This is a genomic window from Cyanobium sp. NIES-981 (assembly GCF_900088535.1).
In the GTDB taxonomy this organism is placed as follows: Bacteria; Cyanobacteriota; Cyanobacteriia; order PCC-6307; family Cyanobiaceae; genus NIES-981.
The window spans coordinates 1,443,142-1,461,120 of sequence record NZ_LT578417.1; the positions used below are offsets into that span (position 1 = coordinate 1,443,142).

17 protein-coding genes are annotated in these 17,979 nt (G+C 61.0%); 11 read left to right on the top strand and 6 right to left on the bottom strand.

What is annotated here, in order from left to right:
• The first annotated feature begins 68 nt into the window (after positions 1-68).
• From CBM981_RS07370 to CBM981_RS07400, 7 genes are all read left to right on the top strand, one after another.
• Positions 69-416 (top strand): hypothetical protein, encoded by a 348-nt coding sequence (locus CBM981_RS07370; protein WP_087067889.1) that lies wholly within the window; start codon positions 69-71, stop codon positions 414-416.
• Positions 388-672, top strand: a complete 285-nt coding sequence (locus tag CBM981_RS07375) for a DUF1778 domain-containing protein (RefSeq protein WP_087067890.1) — start codon at positions 388-390, stop codon at positions 670-672. Before CBM981_RS07370 ends, CBM981_RS07375 begins: the two co-directional genes overlap by 29 nt.
• Entirely contained in the window at positions 669-1,187 is a 519-nt protein-coding gene (locus tag CBM981_RS07380) for a GNAT family N-acetyltransferase (RefSeq protein WP_087067876.1), read from the top strand. Before CBM981_RS07375 ends, CBM981_RS07380 begins: the two co-directional genes overlap by 4 nt.
• Before the next feature lie 499 nt (positions 1,188-1,686).
• A complete protein-coding gene (locus tag CBM981_RS15855) occupies positions 1,687-2,136 on the top strand; it encodes a hypothetical protein (protein ID WP_225867591.1) in 450 nt (149 codons plus the stop codon).
• A gap of 103 nt (positions 2,137-2,239) precedes the next feature.
• Positions 2,240-3,505 carry a DUF2075 domain-containing protein gene (locus tag CBM981_RS07390; RefSeq protein WP_225867592.1) on the top strand — a complete coding sequence of 422 codons (1,266 nt, stop codon included), beginning with the start codon at positions 2,240-2,242 and terminating at the stop codon, positions 3,503-3,505.
• A gap of 225 nt (positions 3,506-3,730) precedes the next feature.
• Complete coding sequence (locus CBM981_RS07395; RefSeq protein ID WP_225867593.1) at positions 3,731-4,231, top strand: DnaJ domain-containing protein; 501 nt, start codon at positions 3,731-3,733, stop codon at positions 4,229-4,231.
• Positions 4,232-4,242: 11 nt separating this feature from the next.
• Positions 4,243-5,319 (top strand): hypothetical protein, encoded by a 1,077-nt coding sequence (locus tag CBM981_RS07400; protein WP_157665372.1) that lies wholly within the window; start codon positions 4,243-4,245, stop codon positions 5,317-5,319.
• 217 nt (positions 5,320-5,536) lie between these two features.
• Here CBM981_RS07400 and CBM981_RS07405 read toward each other — a convergent pair whose 3' ends face one another.
• From CBM981_RS07405 to CBM981_RS07420, 4 genes are all read right to left on the bottom strand, one after another.
• Positions 5,537-6,034, bottom strand: a complete 498-nt coding sequence (locus tag CBM981_RS07405) for a hypothetical protein (RefSeq protein WP_087067893.1) — start codon at positions 6,032-6,034, stop codon at positions 5,537-5,539.
• 113 nt (positions 6,035-6,147) lie between these two features.
• On the bottom strand, positions 6,148-7,086 hold the full coding sequence (locus CBM981_RS07410) for an IS481 family transposase (protein WP_087067884.1): 939 nt from the start codon (positions 7,084-7,086) through the stop codon (positions 6,148-6,150).
• A 48-nt stretch (positions 7,087-7,134) separates the two neighbouring features.
• Positions 7,135-9,213 carry a DEAD/DEAH box helicase gene (locus tag CBM981_RS07415; protein ID WP_087067894.1) on the bottom strand — a complete coding sequence of 693 codons (2,079 nt, stop codon included), beginning with the start codon at positions 9,211-9,213 and terminating at the stop codon, positions 7,135-7,137.
• Complete coding sequence (locus tag CBM981_RS07420; RefSeq protein ID WP_197686677.1) at positions 9,200-10,345, bottom strand: DUF1837 domain-containing protein; 1,146 nt, start codon at positions 10,343-10,345, stop codon at positions 9,200-9,202. The genes CBM981_RS07415 and CBM981_RS07420 overlap by 14 nt, the downstream gene beginning before the upstream one ends.
• Before the next feature lie 670 nt (positions 10,346-11,015).
• Here CBM981_RS07420 and CBM981_RS07425 point away from each other — a divergent pair.
• Entirely contained in the window at positions 11,016-12,542 is a 1,527-nt protein-coding gene (locus tag CBM981_RS07425) for an IS5 family transposase (RefSeq protein WP_225867339.1), read from the top strand.
• Between the two features lie 72 nt (positions 12,543-12,614).
• On the opposite strand, the gene CBM981_RS15285 is transcribed toward CBM981_RS07425, so the two are convergent.
• Both CBM981_RS15285 and CBM981_RS15290 read right to left on the bottom strand, forming a co-directional pair.
• On the bottom strand, positions 12,615-13,127 hold the full coding sequence (locus CBM981_RS15285) for a hypothetical protein (RefSeq protein WP_157665373.1): 513 nt from the start codon (positions 13,125-13,127) through the stop codon (positions 12,615-12,617).
• 126 nt (positions 13,128-13,253) lie between these two features.
• Complete coding sequence (locus tag CBM981_RS15290) at positions 13,254-13,898, bottom strand: hypothetical protein (RefSeq protein ID WP_157665374.1); 645 nt, start codon at positions 13,896-13,898, stop codon at positions 13,254-13,256.
• Positions 13,899-14,154: 256 nt separating this feature from the next.
• Here CBM981_RS15290 and CBM981_RS07430 point away from each other — a divergent pair, with 256 nt between their 5' ends.
• Genes CBM981_RS07430 through CBM981_RS07440 form a run of 3 tightly spaced genes read left to right on the top strand, consistent with a single transcriptional unit; the run spans position 14,155 to position 17,843 of the window.
• Positions 14,155-17,328, top strand: a complete 3,174-nt coding sequence (locus CBM981_RS07430) for a DUF3427 domain-containing protein (protein WP_087067896.1) — start codon at positions 14,155-14,157, stop codon at positions 17,326-17,328.
• 37 nt (positions 17,329-17,365) lie between these two features.
• Entirely contained in the window at positions 17,366-17,584 is a 219-nt protein-coding gene (locus CBM981_RS07435) for a type II toxin-antitoxin system HicB family antitoxin (RefSeq protein ID WP_087067897.1), read from the top strand.
• A gap of 1 nt (position 17,585) precedes the next feature.
• Positions 17,586-17,843, top strand: a complete 258-nt coding sequence (locus CBM981_RS07440; protein ID WP_369801677.1) for a type II toxin-antitoxin system HicA family toxin — start codon at positions 17,586-17,588, stop codon at positions 17,841-17,843.
• Positions 17,844-17,979: the final 136 nt, after the last annotated feature.

Here is a 17,979-nt window from a genome sequence, read left to right on the forward strand (position 1 = left end):
CACCAGTGCCACCCCCGTCTCATCCCGCAAGAATCCCCCCCGGCGCCCCCGGTCCGCCCCCTGCCGCCGTGATCATCGACCTCGCCACCCGGGAGGAGTTCCTCCAGCACGTGCGCGAGCGGCGCATCGAGGAGGAGGTGCGCAAGCGCTACTTCGACCTCACGGGCCACAAGGTGGCGGCGAATGAATTCCGCGCCTGGCAGAACTCATTGCAGTGTGTGGGCAACGTGCTGCAGTTCGACGCCATCCCGAGAGAGCTGGGGGTGGCGATCGACTACCGGATCCACAACACCGCCAAGCGGATTGACCTGCTGCTCTCCGGCCACGACGCCGCGGGTGTCAGGCGATGGCTTTGGCCGTACCATGGACGTACACACAGGCAGGCCAATGGACACCGCCGGCAGCCGCGCCCGTGATCGGCGTATCGAAATCCGCGCCACAGCTGAAGACCGCCAACTGATTGATCGGGCTGTGGCCGCTTCCGGCACCGATCTCACCGGATTTGTGCTCACCCATCTGCGCCTCGCTGCGCAGCAGGTGCTGGCTGATCGTGAGGAGTTCCGCCTCGACCCCGAAGCGCTGGAGGCGTGGGAGCGCATCAACCAACGGCCGGCACGGTCGCTGAAGGGTCTACGCGCGCTGATGGATCGACCCTCTCCCTTCCAGGAATGAGCGCCACGTACCGGTCGCCCCGGCTGCTGGCGGCCGCTGATCGCCTCGACGGTTTCGAGTGCCGATCCGAGGAGCAGACGATCTGGCTGAGAAAGCACGCCCGCCAGGCCCATGCCCGCGGTGGCACCAGCCGGGTGTTCGTGGTCACCGAAGTCGGCGGAAGCGACGTGGTGGCGTACTACGCCTGGTGCATGGCCAGCCTCACGGCTGTGGAGGCTCCGCCGCGGCTGCGAAAAGGGGCTGGCCGTTATCCCCAGCCCGTGGCCCTGTTGGCCCGGCTGGGAGTGGACCTGCACCATGAAAGACGGGGCCTCGGTGCCGCCTTGCTGGCGGATGTGATCAGCCGCACGGCACAGATCGGCACTGAAGTGGGCTGCCGGGGATTGCTCGTCCATGCCGAGAGCACTGCAGCGCGGGCGTTCTACCTCCACCTGATCCCGGAATTCGAACCATCTCCCACCGACCCGTTGCATCTGGTGCTGCTGATGAAGGACATCCTGCGCACGCTGAGATGATTTTCCTGCGCTCGCAATCAATCCAAGAAGGGATTCCGCAAATGAGAACCGTGAAGAGCCTGGTTGAGGAACTGAGCCGGTTTCCGGATACAGAGCTGCTCCAGAACATGTGAAGCGCGCGGCTGACCAGCCATCGCCAAGCTGCAGTGCTGCTCAACCCTTGAGTTCCACCCCGCCTCCCTTCGCGACGACGTCGCCGAATGCATGCACATGAGCCCGATCGACCAACCGCTCATACAGCTGGAGCTGCGGGGCGCATGCGCACGGTGCTTCTTACACACAGGCATCTGATTCCAAGGCGGGAACGGGATGTTGAAGATCCGAGAGGTGGGGTGAGGGGGGTAATTCCACAACGACAGCTCATGAAGAAGAACGCAAACGGCGTGAAGTCACACCCGGTCAACCCATTCACGGAACCGATGCGGTGCCTCCAACAACCACCTGATCCGCCCATCAGGGGCAGAATCCGCCAGAAAGCAAGTGACCGCCCCCTGCCGCCGTGATCATCGACCTCGCCACCCGGGAGGAGTTCCTCCAGCACGTGCGCGAGCAGCGCATCGAGGAGGAGGTTCGCGAGCGCTACATCGCCCGCACAGGCCACACGGTGGCTGCCAATGAATTCCGCGCCTGGCAGAACTCATTGCAGTGCGTGGGCAACGTGCTGCAGTTCGAGGCGATCCCCAGGGAGCTGGGGGTGGCGATCGAGTACAGGATCCACAACACCGCCAAGCGGATCGACCTGCTGCTCTCCGGCCGCGACGCCACGGGTGCGCCGGCGGCGGTGATCGTGGAGCTGAAGCAGTGGGAAACGGTGGAGCCCACCGAGCTGGATGGGGTGGTGCGCACGTTCCTGGGCAAGGGACCGCGGGAGACCACCCACCCCTCGTACCAGGCGATGAGCTACGGCGCCCTGCTGCGCGGATTCAACACAGCCGTGGTGGCGCACTGAATCGCGCTGCAGCCCTGCGCCTACCTGCACAACTGCACCGATGGCAGCGGCATCAGCGACGCGCGCTACCGGCCCTATCTGGAGCAGGCGCCGCTGCCTGGAGGTGGGCGACCGGGGCCGCACGATCGAGCGGATCCGCGACGGCAAGGCCAAGCCGAGCCAGCAGCTCGCCGATGCGGTGGAGCGGATGCTGAAGGGCAACACCGAATTCGTGCTGATCGACGAGCAGAAGGTGGTGTTCGAGAAGGCCCTGGCCCTGGCACGCCACCTGCGGGAGGGGCGGCACTGCGTGCTGCTGGTGCAGGGCGGGCCCGGAACGGGGAAATCGGTGGTGGCGGTGAACCTGCTGGCCAGGCTCCTGGGCCTGGGCCTCAATGCCCGCTACGTGAGCAAGAACGCGGCGCCGCGAGCGGTGTACCGCGCCAAGCTCACTGGTTCTCTCCAGAAGGGCGAATACGACAACCTGTTCTGCGGCTCGGCCTGCTTTGTTGGCTGTCCGGAGGGCTTCTACGACGCCCTGATCGTGGACGAAAGCCACCGGCTGATGAGCAAGACCATCTACGACAAGGAGGGCGAGAACCAGGTCAAGGAGATCATCCACGCCAGCAAGCTGGCGGTGTTCTTCCTCGATGAAGACCAGCGCGTCACCTTCGACGACATCGGCAGCACGGCTGAGATCGAAAAGTGGAGCCAGTTCCATGAGGCCGAGCTGCACCGCGACAGGCTGCCGTCGCAGTTCCGATGCAGCGGCTCGGATGGCTACCTGGCCTGGCTGGATTCCACCCTGGGGATCCGCGCCACGGCCAACGAGCGGCTGGATCCAGCCAGCTACGACTTCCGGGTGTTCGATGATCCGGTGGATCTGCACGAGGCGATCCGCCAGGCCAACCACGCCAACCAGGCCCGGATGGTGGCGGGCTACTGCTGGAACTGGGCGTCGAAGTACCACCCGAACGCCTGGGACATCACGATCGAGCCCTGGGGCTACCGGGCCCGCTGGAACCTGAGCAAGGACGGCAGCGTGTGGATCATGAAGCCGGGCACGGTGGAGGAGGTGGGCTGCATCCACACCTGCCAGGGCCTGGAGCTGGAAACGATCGGCGTGATCATCGGGCCGGATCTGGCCTACCGGGATAGCCAGGTGGTGACGGTGCCCACGGCGCGGGCGCGCACGGATCAGTCGTTGAAGGGGTTCAAGGTGGGGCTGAAGCGCGACCCCCAGGCAATCCGGCTGAAGGCTGACGCGATCATCCGCAACACCTACCGAACGTTGATGAGCCGAGGCACGAAGGCGTGCTGGGTGTTTGCCTGTGATCCGGAGTTGAATGGGTGGTTGAAAGAAGCGGCAGGCGCAATGACAAAGCCCTGAAGTCGTTCAGCTATGAACGATGGTCCAGCATCGATTACACCACCACGATTAAGTGCTACGAATAACCCGAAGGCGAAGGCCCAGAAGCGAGCTATTGAGCGACTGCAGGAAACATCTGATGACAATTCGCCCCGCCGGGCGGCATCGATGGCTATTAACGGGTAGCCAGCCTACGAAACCGTGGCAACTCGGTCGCCAACGCGCAAGAAACTGGATCGGCCCGCCGTGCAGGCACGCATTGCAGAGATTCTCTCAGCCGGTCCTCCGGATGAAGAAACTCTTCTGTCGTTTGCGGAGTTCATCAACGGCAAACCCTTCCCAGAACCCGTCCTAACGGTTACACAGCTCAAAGAGGCTGTCTGCAAGGTGTTCGGATGCAAGAACGCTACCGAACTACGGAAGTCGAACGAGTTCAATTTGGCGATGGCAGGCCGGGAGTTCAATCTCAAAACCAAGGCCGATTGGCTCAAGCTCTACCGAGAGTGGGTGGGAGTGCCCAGGAGTGAACGGGATAGGAGTGGCAGGACGTGCATTAACGGCATTGATGTCCTGGAAAACTTCAGGCCCTGGCACGTCTTTTCCCTCGATCCAAAATCAGCCACTGCCGAAGACATCAAGGAAGCCTTTCGAAGACTCGCCAAGGAACACCATCCCGATGCAGGCGGAGATCCACGCGTGATGGAAAGACTGCAGAAAATGCGCGATTCCCTTCTGGCCTTCCTCTGATCTGAATGATGATGGCAGTATCCAAGCGACTCAGGGATGCCTTCTCCTTCCAGGAGACCGCCAAGATTCTTGGGATCAGCGCAAAGAAGCTGGACGGCATCTGTCAGTTCTTTGATGCCCATCAAGACGACGAATGGGAGTTAGTGGAAGGAGAGTTTTTCGAGTATGAGCCTGGGCAAGCCCGCAGCCGGCGCTTTTACGAAGAAGGCGTGATGGCCATCGCCAAATACCTTGAAGAGAAAGAGGGAGGCAGCATTCTTGCCAAGATTCGAGAGTTTTTCACCCATCACAGGGCCCGCGTGACGCGCACGCTCGTTAAGCGGCGGATTATTCAAGTCACCCAAGATCGAACCGCCATCGAGATCCGAGGGAATCTTGTCTTCCTGGAGCAGCGCTCTGTTGTGAGTGTGCTGGGCACCAATGGCAAGGGCATGGCTGGCACCATTCGGAGAATCCAAGAGGAGAGTGCCGGGCTAGAAGGCGCTGAGGGTCTTGAGATCGGTGTTCACTTTGACGACTTTGAAGGCAAGGAACAGCGGCATTGGAGCCAGCGCGGCATCGTGCGCTTAGCCAAGACGATGAACGACAAAGGAAAAATCACAAAAGCCCGCAAGGCCTGGGTCAAGGCGGTGGCGGATGTTGCAGAAGACTGCTTCGAGACCCAGCGGAAGATCCTGGAAAGCCACGAAGCCCGGGTGAAAGCCACCAAGGATCGGGTGCGACAGAAGGCTTTACGGAAAGATGGACCGGGTTGTGCAGTGTCCGGTTGCAGGCCATCACCATCCGACAAGCAACCTGTGGAGCTGGAAGCCCATCATCTGTTCGATGCCAGCTCAAGGCCAGACCTGGCGGCCTATGAAGACAACCTGATTGTGATCACCCAGAGCATCCACCAAAACTTCCATAAGTGGATCGGCGCCAAGCCATGTGAACCCAAGGATTTTGTCGACTATCTCTTGCGCAACGAGATGAGCTATTTTGATGGGCCTCCAAGCACGCGGAAGCAGAAGGAGAAAAAGCTGGAGAAGCTCATGAATCGGCTGGAACTGCTACAGGCAAGATTCGAAGGGAATCAGCTCCTTTATTAACGCTCGCGTTCAGCGGCGGCCGGCTTTAGCCGTCCGCCGCAACGCGCTGTTAGGTACAGCGCAGTGGAGGCGAGCCACCAATAACACTTCTGCTGTTGGTAGCCGTGGCGCGATGCACCGCGCACACAATCATGCACTACAGGATCCTCTATCCACTACCCTGGTAAACGGCCTCTCGCGATTAGGCACATAGCCGCTCCTTTAATCTCGTCGACGCTCATCTCAAGCCTTTCCTCGTCTTGTGTTGCGCGAGGACTCTTTCGATCTCCCGCTTCACTAACGCAGGCAGCGAAGCGTGGCTCCACAGCTCGACGTTGGCCTCAAGCCACAGGAGTACTTGAGACTCGGTCAGCGAATCCGCTGTGATGAGCTCCGAGACCGCGATGGTTGAGGTGCGCGAGAGTCCGATGCCGATCAATGCGATCTGGGTCTGCTGGTTGACGCCGAGCTCTAGGAAAACATTGAAGAGAGGGAGCTGATCGAGGAGGTCTTCGCGCCCGATCTCGCAGAGGTGCTGGCGAAGCACGTCGCAGTAGCAGCTCAACCCGCGGGGCGCCTCGAAACGAGCGATCTGCTCCACCTCGTTCATCACCGTCCTTATCATGACGGCTACGTCAGCCGCCTTGCCCTTCTTCATGACGTAGTCGATGCGGTCCTGAATCAGGCGGGAAAGCGGGAATCCGCGCATCCAGCGCGTTACAAGCAAGGCGAGCATGAAGGAACGACCACCCTCGGGGCCAAGTTTTGGACACGCCCGCCTACAAAGCCGTCCGAAGATGCCCGCGTAGACATTGGCTGCGTCGTTGCTAGCTGTGTTTTCTCACCAGGTCATTCAGCGATCAGCAATCGCTGGAGGGACTGCTGAGGCGTGAGGCCACCGAGAGCCATGTGGCACCTGTTGCCGTTATAGATGGCCAGATAGCGACGTAGCCAGCGGTTGCGTTCCTCTGATGTCTGGTAGGCGATCACGTAGGCCCATTCCGCCAGGATCGTTTTGATAAACCGCTCGGCCTTGCCGTTGGTTTGCGGCGTATAGGGCTTGGTGCGGATGGGTTTCAGATCCAATGCCCGGCAGGCTTTTCGCCAATCCCCTGAGCGGTAGGCGGAGCCGTTATCCGACAGGATCCTCCGGCAGGTGATCCCCTGCTCCGAGAACCAACCGACTGCACGGGCCAGGAATCCAACAGTCGTTGCCCTCTGCTCGTCGGCCAGCACCTCCACATACGCCAGGCGGGTGGCGTCGTCGATGGCGACGTGCACCTTCTCGTAGCCGGCGCCTCGGGAAGAGCCTTGACGACGGTCACCGGTGATCCGGTGACCGACCCGCTCAAACCTGGCCAGCTGTTTGGTGTCGACATGGATCATGTCGCCAGGCCGCTCCCACTGGTAGCGGCGAACTGGAACCTTGGGTTCAAGATTTCTGAGCCGTCCCAGCCCCAGGGCATTCATCACACGTCCGACGGTCGAGAGGGGCGCCTTGACGGCCCTGGCGATGCGCCGGAGAGTGCAGCGCTGGTGCCGTAGATCCACAGCCTGCTGCAGTTGCTGCGGATCGAGCGTCCGCCGCTGGGTGCGGCGAACACTCCGTCGATCCGCCAGTGCCGTTACGCCGCCATCACGGAAACGCGCCAGCCACTTGTAGGCGCTGCGCAGGCTGATCCCGGCTTGTGCCGCAAGGGCCTTGAGCGGCACGCCCTCATTGAGGTGCCGACGAATCAGGCGTTCCCGACTGATCGGCGTCAGTCGGGCATTGGGGTGGCTATGCATGGGGTGTGAGGTCTTGGGATGGGCGGTGACACCCCGACCCTGGCGACCTCACACCCAATCGTCAGCTGAACAACGTGGTGGGACTACACAGCTAGCGGGATCCGCGGGCAGCAGTTCTTCGATGTCACCATCACGCTCTCGGAAGTAATCGAGCAGGTCGTGGAGCGCGAATGGGCTGATGCCGGGATTCCGGGCGATGATGACTGGTTCGATCGCAAGAGCTTCAACAGCCTCCTTCACCGCGTCCGCCAGGCCATCAAGGCTACCCGCTTCATATCGTCCCGCCCACGGTGCCTCGAGCAGCCCGCCGAAGCGGACGTGAATACCGGCGAGATATGAAAAGACGTAATCGAACTCTGGTCGCTGCCGGGCAGAATCCAGTGGCGCTCGGTTCTTGATGAACTCTACGAGCTCTGCTGGCACTCGAAGAACGTCATCTGTCGTGCGTCTGATCGGCTGCCTGGATCGTTCGCGTGGTGGGCCATCGGGCCCCCACAGATCTTTCCGGTCGGGGTCGATGCAGAAGATGTTTCCTTGGAACTCCTTGCCCCAGCGTCCCGCGCGGCCAGCGAGGTTCCAGAAGTCCTCTGCAGACAAAGGGCTGCCTCGGCCCTTCGTCGGCCCGCGCATGAAGATATTACGGCACGACATATTGACCCCTTCGATCAGGGTCGCCGTGCAGATGAGGTACCTGATAGTGCCCGCGGTGAAGAGACGCTCGATCTCCTCGCGTATGAGCAAAGGCATGTTTCCATAATGGAAAGCAATTCCACGCCGCAGGTAGGTCGCCAAGAGAAACCTCTTGTGCACTATGTGCTGTGAAAGTTCGGCGAGTCTCTGCAGATCCTTCGAGGAATCGGCGTCGTCAGCGCCGATGAGATCGTAGAGCTGGCCGGCGATTTTCTCTGCTTCCGCAGCGCCGTTCACGTAGACGATGTTGCCGTGGGAAAACCCTGCGATGGCGTGCGCGATAAAGGATAGCCGCTTGCTCTCCGGGCTCGGAGAAGCCTCTAGCTCGACGGAGCCTAGCGAGATGCTCGTGTCTCGCAAGCACAGGGAGATGTCCCAGATCTTTGGCTTGCGCTGTCTTTGGGTCACCCAGAACAGGTTCTGGGTGACCGTTACGTCATCGTTCGCAAAAGCGTATGTGGCTCGGTTATCACGAGCATCCGCGAGCAGAACTTCCGGATTGCTTGTCATAGGGCTTGCGAAGAGTACTCGCAGCTCCTTGTTCATCTCCCCAAGCCGCTCGATGACATCCTGAAGCAGCACGCCACGCTGGCGGTCCCCAACCTTATGTGCTTCGTCCACGATGAGCGCACGGACATCTAGGTCAGATTGCGAGGATAGGAGGATGTGGAGCCGCTCCTGCGTGAAAACGAGAACGCGCCGACGAACCGGTGGCGTGGACTCGTCCACCCTTAGAAACGGCATCGCAGAGACGGAAACCTCCTCGAGGCCTTCCCGTACGAAAAGGTCGCGAAGGTCTCGTTCCACCTGACTGATTAATGCCCTCGTTGGGACGAGGTAGACGATATTGGCAGCCTCTGACTCCCGCATCATTTCGCAGACCCAGCGCGCCAGGATGAACGACTTGCCAGCTGACGTCGGTGCCGACACCGACATCCATCCCTGGTTTTGGATCACGTTCCAAAACTGTTTCTGGAACCGGTTCACCCGGAGCGAGGTGTCATCTTGGATCAAGATCGACTGCTCGATTGAACGGCGATCGAAGTCAAGGCGCGCGGCACCAGGAAGACGTGCCTCGAATGATGGGCGTAGCAGCTGTCTGCGCACCGCCAAATTGATGGCGGGATGGTTTGCGAGCGCGTCGAGAACGAGGGCCGCCGAGTCCTTCTGAACGTCGGTTGCTGACTCGTCGCACAAGCAGGTCTGCGCGATGCGCAGCGCCACCGACTGGCACCGACTGTCCTCGGCATGCGAGAGCGCGCTCGCACACAAAAGCAAGTAGCTCCAGTCATGCTTGAGTGCTTGGTGCTCGTTTAGCCTGGTGAAACGAGTTCCCACCTCGAGCTCACCGCATGCTGCGTCAACAACGACGGTGTCTGCGCGTTTGCGGAAGGCCGGAACGTCGATCAGCCAGCCTCCAAGGTCACGGAGCGCCACGAGGAGCCCCCTTGTTCTTCGGCGAACGCGAGCGCTTGGCGGTCGGCGCTCCAGACCGCACGCTGGAACCCTTCGGCACCGAACCAGCACGAGCAGCGGGCGGCGCAGCCGCGGCGGCTAGTTCCGCTACCACAGAAGACGGATGATTGCACGTCATCTCCGGTGCACCTTCTTTCGCCTCCGTGCTCAGGCCGAGGTGCTCTCGGAATAGCTTCCGAAACTCATCTGCAGATGGAAACGGAACGAATAGGAAGTGCATCGAGAACGCTTCGATCTTCTCTTCCGTCACGCGCTTGACGACGTGCTTCTTCCAATCCGGCAACGACGAGGTGATGGCGGAGACGACTTCTTCGAGCTCGGACCTCGAGGGTCCCTCTGGGTAGGCATCGCAGTCGAAGCCTACGAGACATAGACCTCGGAACTCAAGCAAGTTGAAACCCGGATCATCGGGGTTGAGGAACTTCTTGAGCGCGTTCTCTAGATCCTCGTTGTCGACATCGAGGTGACGCTGTAGCAACTGCAGGTCGCGTTTGCTAGCCTCATGATCTTGGAGCATTGGAGCCAGCGACTTGAGGCAATCTCGAATTGCGCTAGTCACATTGCCGAAAATCTTGGACTCGCCCCAATAGAGAAGGAGCTTGCCACTCACCTCGTCAATGCCTGCGTGAAGACCATCAGCACCGTGGATGTGCATGCGCGTGTTGGTCTTCAGGCTCATCTTGCAGATGAGTTGCGGGAGCTTAAGGAGCTTCTCAGCGAGCGCGAACAAGAGCAGCTCGCCTCCTTCGCCGCTCAGAATGAGGTCAGTGAAGAGCTCACGAGCCTTCGTGTGGAGCCTGACCACCTTCTGGCTCGATCCCGTACGAGCAGCTTCCTCGCAAGCTGCGCGGTACTCGCTCCTCGGAATCGCGTAATCCAAGACATGCTCGGCAACCGCCTCGACTAGGCTCTCGATTCGCGGCCGTCCGTTGCCATCGAGAGTGAGGCAGTGGCAATGCGCTGTGATGTTCGTACCTTCAACGACCACATGCCGCTCAACGTCGTGTAGCACTGCAGCAAGGTCCGTCGGTTCGCCCCGCGCCAGGCGTGCGAGTGCCACTGCCAGCGGCTCCAGCGGCCGCGTGGGGGACACCGCAGGCTGCGCAGTTGGTGCCCCTATTGCGGTTGCGCTCGCCTTCATGCCTGGCCTCCTCTCATATCTGGCGTAATGAAAACATCGTTGGACTCGCTTGACGATACTGCCGAGATGCGGTAATGGCTTGGTGCTGTCGCTAAAGGTTCGTCACTTGCAGCGTGCTTACGCGAGATCGCAACAGAGCTTCCATTGTGCCTAACTCGACGATCACTTGACTGCAAGAGCTGACAGCATTTTTAAAGCATCTTACGGTGGCAGTTCAAGTGCATCGAGATGTTAGAAGTCTTTCATGATTAGGTGTTATCAAGAAACTCATCCTGTTCTATCGGAGTGCCAATGGTGATGCTAGCGTCAAAGGCGATCAGTGACGTAATACTCCCCACTTCCATTTCACACTGAGCCTCAAGCTGCTTCACGACTTCTGTATGATTGGATCTGTCAAAGTCGCCTCGCAGGTAAAGTGCTTTACCCGTTCTTTCCAGCTCTACTGGATCGCAAACAAATCTGCCAAAGAGACGCCTAAAGTGGCTATCTCTTAGCTCTGGATATTTAGGGCCTCCTGAGAAAAGCCACATCCACTGCAGCGCAATGGATGTGAGCAGTTTTCTCGGCTAAAATGTACGAGATTGGGCTCGTTTGCGCCCAAAAGCCGCCCAGAGTTTTCCACATGTACCGACGTGAGCATCGTGATCAGCTCTCGTTCGAGGACTTCTTCCTGCCGTTTGGAGGAAAGCTCTCTGGTGACAATCGCTGGATCAAGCTGGCTGAGCTGATCCCATGGGATGAGCTGGAAGGTGACTATGCAGCTCAGTTCTGCAAGGGCTTTGGCGCCCCGGCAAAGCCATTTCGCATGGCACTGGGCGCCCTGATCATCAAGGCCCGCATGGGGCTGACTGATGAAGAACTGGTTGAGCAAATCAAAGAGAACCCCTATCTCCAGTTCTTCATCGGCCTGGAGGCATTTCAGTACTCGGCTCCGTTTGACCCATCAATGATGGTGTACTTCCGGAAGCGGCTGCCAGATTCGGTCGTGAATGACTGCAATGAACGAATCGTGCGTCACGGTCTGAACGTGATCCGTTCGTCTGCAGTTGATGAGCACGACAGCAGCGATGGAGGCGGAGCCGGGAGCGCAGCTGATCAGAAGATTGAATCCAAAACGCCACGGCCAAATCAGGGGTCACTGCTGATTGATGCGACATGCGTTCCGGCAGATATTCGGCATCCAACGGATCTCTCGCTGCTCAATGAAGGCCGAGAGCTCACCGAGACTCTGATCGATGCCATGTATTCGCAGGTCAGAGAGTCCTTTGGTCACAAACCACGAACGCATCGGAAGCAGGCCAGGCAGCAGTTCCTCGCCGTGGCCAAGAAAAAACGCCCTCGGTTTCTCAAGATCCGCAAAGCGATCAAGCAACAGCTTGGGCATCTCAAGCGCAACCTTGCCAACATTGACGCCCTGACAGCCTGTGGCGCAAGCCTTCTGGCGGCTGGGCGGCATGCCTATCAGAAGCTGTTGGTTGTCAGTGAGCTGGTCCGCCAGCAGAACATTCTCTATCGCTCAGACACCAGAAGTATTCCCGCTCGCATCGTCAGCCTCTGTCAAGCGCACATCAGGCCAATTGTTCGCGGCAAGGCGAGGTGCAATGTTGAGTTCGGCGCCAAGATCTCACTTTCTGTCACCGATGAAGGATTTGCTTTCCTGGATCGGCTGAGCTTTGACCCCTACAACGAAGGGGAAGATCTGAAAGTTCAGGCCCAAGCCTATCGTCGTCGATACGGCTGCTATCCGGAGGTGATCTGCGCTGATCAGATCTACCGCACAAGATCAAATCGGGCATTCTGCCAGCGTCACGGCATTCGGCTGAGTGGGCCTCGTCTTGGTCGCCCGAAGAATGATCCGGAGTTGGTGGCAGCCGAGAGGCGGCAGTTCGTTGATGATCAAAGGCGGCGCAATGCTGTTGAAGGCAAGATCGGTCAAGGCAAGCGTCGCTATGGATTGGGATTGATCCGAGAGAAACTGCCGGCAACACAGGGTTCATCCATCGCGATGAATGTCCTGGTCATGAACCTCCAGAAGCTCCTGGAGCTTCTTTGTCTCTATTTTGTGCTCTGCTGGCAACTCTTGGTCTCCGCCGCACGGGCTCTGAGCTCCAGCAGCAGAGAGCTGAGTTGTCAGCTCAGCGGGGCCTGAGGATCACTCAGAGGTCGCCCGGGCAGGCTCATTGTGGTGCGCATTGCCCGCGGCTCACTTTCTCAGGAGGCCCTATTTAGGGCTATGGTCGTTCAGAAACAGTCCGGCCATGGTGCGCCCTACAACGATTCCATCTAATACATTTCTTTGTCGGTAAAAGTCACTGTTGTCTACATAGTAAGCATCCTTAAGAATTCCACGGCCGTCACGATTCCCTGCAACAAGACTAAGGCCATACGCGCTTGAGCGAAACTGCTCATAAACATCTTCCGCCCACTCTCGATCAGCAATAATCCAAAGTAGACGAAAGGCTTGATCATGATTATATGTCTTAAGCTGCTTCACGGACTCCTTGATGACGCCGGAAATCCTGTTCTGCCTACAAAGCCCAAATGTATTGATTGAATCTTCTCCGCGATATCCGGCGGGAGCAATTCTCTCTTTTATTTCGAATAATAGGGATTCATTATGCCCACAGGCAGCTATATCAGGCGTCTTTTCATTCGTCTCTGGTATTGCCTGTGCGTCATACCGATTGGCCTGAAGTCTTTGAATGACATCAGCCTTAATGCTTTGATCGTTCATGTGTCAGTGTTAAGCTGCAGTACTTCTAATGCTGGGCATCGCCTGCCCGCAGATGGGTATAGGAAAAGATCCTCAGAAGGCACAGTCAATCGGCGGAGTCAGATTAGGCGCATAGCCGTGCTAGAATTAGGGATCCTTGAACATACTTGTAAGCTTATTGTCCTCGTGAAAGTAAATGTTAAATCCATATGATGAATATGCGCCCTGAACTAGCTCCACCAGCTTTGTGGCGGCAGAATGAGCCATATTTCGTGGAGACAGCTTTCCCTTTCTTTTGCTTTTGTTTGCAACATACAGCTCGGCTAGTTTAGAGAAGAAGATCATGTCAATTGCACTGCCATCTACCCAGTCGACAGATTTCGCATAGCCGGCGACCCATTCGAGGTTTGTTTTCTTGTTTTCTAAGAAGAAACGCGCGAAGTCCGCGTTACCGGTGAGGCATGTGCCCAAGAACAACCCCTTGATCTGCTTGCTTGCATTCGCAGTAATCAAGATATTACGAGCCTCAGCTCTGCTAATTGACTTATCGACGCTGGGTCCTATCGCTTTTTCATCGCCATGGCTCGCGAGGTATACAATCTCGGTTCGCTCATCGGCGCCCCGCATATTCATTACAACAGAGAGCGATGATTTATCGGCAAACATATCGTAAGCGAATGCGCTGGGATTGTCGTAATGAATAGAGGCAACCGCTTCGAATAAAGGTCGAACACTGTGATTGCCTTTATCCCACCAGCGAGACTCAATAACTGAAAAAGGGCAGGCTGCCATAGGCTAATCGTGGTTTGATATGAGGAATTCTAACTTGTTATTGGGCAGGTGCGTATAAGTTGTAGCGGCCCAATCCTGTTTCCGCATAAAACGGCCTCCTGTGTTGGCATCTGTGGCAACGAAGCCAGAAAGGACGCCTGTTCCCAATCCGAAGCCTCTATCTGCTGTCAGATTATCTGGGTCCGCATAAAATCGCTACAGAGCCAACCTTGGCCGGCAGGTTCAACGGGGCCATATCAGCTGAACGGTTGCTTGCGTGCCTGCCCAGGACCCGCCCCCCGGTCTCTACGACCAGCCGCTCAGCGAGGCGGTCGGCCAGGCTCTTGCCTCTCAGCTCTCGGGGCTGCACCACCTGGAGCCCCTCGACCCCGCCGAAGCCCCCCAGCGCCTGGCCCGCTACCTGCGCCAGCTCAGCGAGACCGCCCTGGCGGCATTGCCAGAGGCCCAGCGGCAGCAGCAGCAACTGGCGCTGGTGAACCAGATCGTGGCCCTGCTGCACCAGCAGGCACCCACCGCGATCACCCCTGGCGACCAGCTCCACCCCAGCGCCCGGCTGCTGCAGGAGTTGCGCGCTGACCCCCTGCTGCCGGGCGAGGAGCCCACACCCCGCCCCCTGATCCCCCTGGCCGACGGCACCCTGCTGATCAATGCCCCCAGTGAGCCCAGCGTGGGCCTGGCCCTGCAGGCGGAATGTCCCTCAGCCGATCGGATCGATCTGCTCTGCGCCTTCATCAAGTGGAGCGGCCTGCGGCTGCTGCAGGAGCAGCTGAGCGCCCACCTCACCACCGGCCGCCCCCTGCGTGTGCTCACCACCGTCTACATGGGTGCCACCGACCGCAAGGCCCTCGACTGGCTGGTGGCCCGGGGTGCCCAGGTGCGCGTCAGCACCGACACGCGCCGCACCCGCCTGCATGCCAAGGCCTGGCTGTTTCATCGCGCCAGCGGCGCCAGCACCGCCTACATCGGCTCCTCCAACCTCTCGGCCGCTGCCCTGCTCGACGGCCTGGAGTGGAACGTGCGCCTGGCCGCCCTGGAAACGCCGACGATGCTCAGCAAGTTCCAGGACACGTTCGACACCTACTGGGAAGAGGGCGAATTCGAGCCCTATGCCGCCACCGCCGAGCAGCAGGCCCGCCTCGATCACCAGCTCGCCCTTGCCCGGGGCGACGATCCCACTGCTGGCGGCGCCGCCCTGCCGGTGTGGTTCGATCTGCGGCCCTACGCCTACCAGCGCGAGATGCTCGATCAGCTGGCGGCCGAGCGCTCGCTCCACAACCGCTGGCACAACCTGGTGGTGGCCGCCACCGGCACCGGCAAAACCGTGCTCGCCGCCTTCGACGTGGCCCGCCTGCACGCCGACTTTCCCGAGCGCTTCCCCTCGCCCGATCCCCCTTCCCTGCTGCTGATCGCCCACCGCAAGGAGATCCTCCAGCAAGCCCTGCAGACATTCCGCCAGGTGCTGCGCGATCCCTCCTTCGGCGAGCTCTACGTGGATGGCGTGGTCCCCAGCCAGTGGCGCCATGTGTTCGCCTCGGTCCAGTCCCTCGCCCAGCGCGATCTCTCCGAGATCCCCGCCGATCGCTTCGAGGTGGTGATCGTGGACGAGTTCCACCACGCCGCCGCCGCCAGCTACACCCGCTGGCTCGATCACCTTCGCCCTGAGCTCCTGCTCGGCCTCACCGCCACCCCCGAGCGCGCCGACGGGCTCGACATCCTCCACTGGTTCGACGGCCGCATCGCCGCCGAGCTGCGCCTCTGGACAGCACTCGATCAGGGCCTGCTTGCCCCCTTCCACTACTTCGCCGTGGCCGACGCCACCGACCTCTCCGCCCTGGAATGGCGCCGCGGCGGCTACGTGCACGCCGAGCTCAGCACCCTCTACACCGGCGACCACCGCCGCGTGGATCTGATCCTCAGCGAGCTGGAGAAGAAGGTGGCCGAGCCCCTGCGCATGCGCGCCCTGGGCTTCTGCGTGAGCGTGGAGCACGCCCGCTTCATGGCCGAACGCTTCCGCGCCCGCGGCTTCAACGCCGAAGCCCTCGACGCCACCAGCCCCGCCGACGTCCGCCAGGCCGCCCTGCGCCGCCTGCACACCGGCGAGCTGCAGGTCCTGTTCGCGGTCGACCTCTTCAACGAAGGGCTCGACATCCCCTCGATCGACACCGTGCTGCTGCTGCGCCCCACCGAGAGCGCCGTGGTGTTCCTGCAGCAGCTGGGCCGAGGCCTGCGCCTCTCCCCCGACACCGGCAAGAGCTGCCTCACCGTGCTCGATTTCATCGGCCAGCAGCACCGCCGCTTCCGCTTCGACCTCCGCTACCGCGCCCTGCTCGGCGGCAGCCGCCGCCAGCTGCAGGAGCAACTGCAGCAGGGATTTCCGTTTCTGCCGCCCGGTTGCCGCCTGGTGCTCGATCGCGTCGCCAGCGAGCGCGTGCTCACCGGCCTGCGCCAGTGCCTGCCCACGCGCCGTCCCCAGCTGCTGGAGGAGCTGCGCTCCCTCGCCGCCGCCGGCGAGATCGGCCCCGCCAGCGGCCTGGCCCACTGGCTCGAGGCGCTCGCCATGGACCCGGCCGACTTCTACGCCATCGGCGGCGTGAGCTTCACCGCCCTGCGGCGCGAGCTGGGCTGGCTCCTGGATCCGCCCCATCCGGAGGAGGAACGCCTCACCCGCGCGATCGCCAACGGTCTGCTCCACCAGGACGACCCCGATCGCCTGCGCTGGCTCGCGGCCCAGCTGGAGGCCGCCGCGCCCCCCGATCCCGCCGGCCTGGGCGAGCGCGAAAGGCGCGTGTGGCTGATGCTCACCGTTCAGCTGTTCGGCACCGGCCGCCGCTTCCGCCCCCTGCCCGAAGCCCTGGCCGTGCTCTGGCAGGCCGCCGCCTGGCGGGAGGAACTGCGGCAGCTGCTGCTGCTCCTGGCCGATCGCGCCGACCACCGCCTGCACCCCCTGCCCTGGACCCTGCCCATCCCGCTGCGCGTGCACGGCCGCTACAGCCGCGCCGAGATCGAAGCGGCCTTCGGCGTGCTCACCGCCGACGCCCCCTGGATCCACCGCGAAGGCGTGCTCTGGCACCAGGCCACCCAGTGCGACCTGCTGTTCATCACCCTGCGCAAGAGCGAAGCCCTCTTCTCCCCCTCCACCCGCTACCGCGACCTGGCCCTCGGCCCCGGGCTGTTCCACTGGGAGAGCCAGAGCACCACCACCGCCGCCTCCGCCACCGGGCAGCGGTACATCCACCACGCCGCCCGCGGCTCACGGGTGCTGCTGTTGGTGCGGGAACAGCGGCGGCAGGGCACGGTGACCGAGCCGTTTGTTTGCCTGGGGTTTGCGCGGTACGAGAGCCACAAAGGGGAGCGTCCGATGGCGATCCGCTGGCGGCTAGAGCGGGAGATCCCGGCGGTGTGGCTGCCGGTGATGGCGTTGGCGGTTTGAGACCCGCCAGACTGGAGGCCACACCACCTCGGCGACCATGACGACCGCCACCCCCCAGCGCCTCACGGCGATCCTGTACCGGGAAGATGAGGTCTACGTGGCGGAGTGTCCGGAGGTGGGCACCGCGAGCCAGGGCGACACCATCGAGGAAGCCCTGGCCAACCTGCGCGAAGCCACCGAGCTCTACCTGGAGGAATGTCCGCAACCTGCGCTGGCGCCCCGGCTGCTGACCACCTTCGAAGTCAACGTTGCCTAAGTTGCCGCGGCTGCCGGCGTCCGCCGTCATCGCCGCCTTGCAACGTCTGGGCTTTCGAGTGGTGCGTCAGAGAGGCAGCCATGTGGTGCTGCGAAGACAGTCCCCCAACCCTGAAAGTGGCAAAGCCCCTGTGACCTGCGTGGTGCCACTCCATCGCCGCGATCTGGCTGTGGGGACACTTGGAAGCGTGCTTCGCCAGGCAGGAGTGGACGCAGAAACGTTCACGATGTCCTCTGACGCCTTTCATCGCGGATCCTGAACCTGCGCGTGCACGGCGGCTACAGCCGCGCCGAGATCGAAGCGGCTTTCTGCGTCCTCACCGCCGACGCCCCCTGGATCCACCGCGAAGGCGTGCTCTGGCACCAGAGCACCACCACCGCCGTCATGACGGCGAG

Bases quoted from the DNA above. Each gene is read 5' to 3' on its own strand.
- CBM981_RS07375 (WP_087067890.1), top strand. From the start codon at position 388: ATGGACACCGCCGGCAGCCGCGCCCGTGATCGGCGTATCGAAATCCGC.
- CBM981_RS07380 (WP_087067876.1), top strand. From the start codon at position 669: ATGAGCGCCACGTACCGGTCGCCCCGGCTGCTGGCGGCCGCTGATCGC.
- CBM981_RS07400 (WP_157665372.1), top strand. From the start codon at position 4,243: ATGGCAGTATCCAAGCGACTCAGGGATGCCTTCTCCTTCCAGGAGACC.
- CBM981_RS07405 (WP_087067893.1), bottom strand. From the start codon at position 6,034: ATGCTCGCCTTGCTTGTAACGCGCTGGATGCGCGGATTCCCGCTTTCC.
- CBM981_RS07410 (WP_087067884.1), bottom strand. From the start codon at position 7,086: ATGCATAGCCACCCCAATGCCCGACTGACGCCGATCAGTCGGGAACGC.
- CBM981_RS07425 (WP_225867339.1), top strand. From the start codon at position 11,016: ATGTACCGACGTGAGCATCGTGATCAGCTCTCGTTCGAGGACTTCTTC.
- CBM981_RS15285 (WP_157665373.1), bottom strand. From the start codon at position 13,127: ATGAACGATCAAAGCATTAAGGCTGATGTCATTCAAAGACTTCAGGCC.
- CBM981_RS15290 (WP_157665374.1), bottom strand. From the start codon at position 13,898: ATGGCAGCCTGCCCTTTTTCAGTTATTGAGTCTCGCTGGTGGGATAAA.
- CBM981_RS07435 (WP_087067897.1), top strand. From the start codon at position 17,366: ATGACGACCGCCACCCCCCAGCGCCTCACGGCGATCCTGTACCGGGAA.